This window comes from Otoolea muris (assembly GCF_943193115.1).
In the GTDB taxonomy this organism is placed as follows: domain Bacteria; phylum Bacillota; class Clostridia; order Lachnospirales; family Lachnospiraceae; genus Otoolea; species Otoolea muris.
The window spans coordinates 1-1,169 of the sequence record NZ_CALPCY010000156.1 but is presented as its reverse complement, the minus strand read 5'-3'; the positions used below and the strand labels follow the sequence as shown (position 1 = coordinate 1,169).

Here is a 1,169-nt window from a genome sequence, read left to right as displayed (position 1 = left end):
AATCGCGGAGAATCCTCCGGTCCCTGGCCTGGTCGAGATTCAGATCCTCATGGAACCTGGAAAGCCCGTCGATAAACGCCTGATGCTCCAGCCCCGACGCCAGCATGGTCCCCTTCTGGCTGTCGGAAAACGCCTGGCAGGCTTTTTTGAGCTTGTCGCTGGACTTTATCATCGCTATGGCGCTCTCCGGGGTGATCACCTCATCCCGGCGCCCCGCGAATTCCTCAAAGGCCCGGGCCGCCGCCTGAAACTCCGGCGAAGACGCCTTTAGCTCCGCGTGATCCCGGAAATAATTCCCCAGCGTCTCCAGATCCCACTCCCGCTCCCTCACCGCCTCGGCATTCCGCAGGCTCTGGCCAAGCTGGAATTCCGACAGCTTGTCGATCACGGCCAGCCTCTCCCGCCCCTTCGGTGACTTTGCGTCCTTATGGCTGTCGGAATACGCCTGGCAGGCCCGCATCAGCCGGTCGCCCGCGTCCAGCCTGGCCTGGCGGTTCTCCTTCGTCTCCGGCCCCTCCTTTACACGGTTTAATTCCGCGAGAGCCTGCGCCACCTCCTGAAACTGCGCCGAATTTCCCCTGCTCTTCGCCTCCTGTCCGAAGTAGCTCTCAAACTCCTCCATAACCCAGGTTCTTCCGCGCAGGTTCCCCGCATGCTGCTTTCCAAATAAATCCATCGCTCCTCCTTTCGGATGCTTAAGCCTGTTGATACCTGTTTGCGGCGCGCCGCCGCCCGGAGGCTGAAAATAAGGCTTTCCCCTGTTCTCCGCCCGTCCCGCAGCCGACAGCCGGCTGTCACGGCCCTAACTGCGGCCCTTCCTTTTTCGGCAGGACCCGATCCTTTCCGATGGTCATCTTAGGCTCCCGTCTCAATGCCTGCCGCCTTTCCTTTCCCTCCAGCTCCTTAAAGCTTAAGGCCACTTTGGGCCCTTTCGCCCTTTCGTCTTTGTGCTGATTTATCTTGTTATTCACCTGCACGTTTTTGTGCCTTATACCCCATGGAAACGTGTTGCCTAAAGATTCCTCCATTCTGGCAAAGGCGTCCAAATAGCGCTGGTCTGTATGATTCTCCGCCTTCTCCGGCTTGTGGGCATTTAAATCCCATTTATCCGGCTCAACGATCACCATGTCTTTTTCTATATGGTCTTTGATAAGATTGACTCTCTGCAT

The 1,169-nt window shown here is 57.6% G+C and carries 2 protein-coding genes; both read right to left on the bottom strand.

Translation table 11 applies throughout. The features are described from left to right. Positions 1 to 676 (bottom strand): hypothetical protein (locus NFS31_RS26780; RefSeq protein ID WP_251502146.1); only part of this gene is annotated, 676 nt, incomplete at its 3' end. A 118-nt stretch (positions 677 to 794) separates the two neighbouring features. Next, a partial coding sequence (locus NFS31_RS26775) for a hypothetical protein (protein ID WP_251502143.1) occupies positions 795 to 1,169 on the bottom strand: 375 nt, incomplete at its 5' end.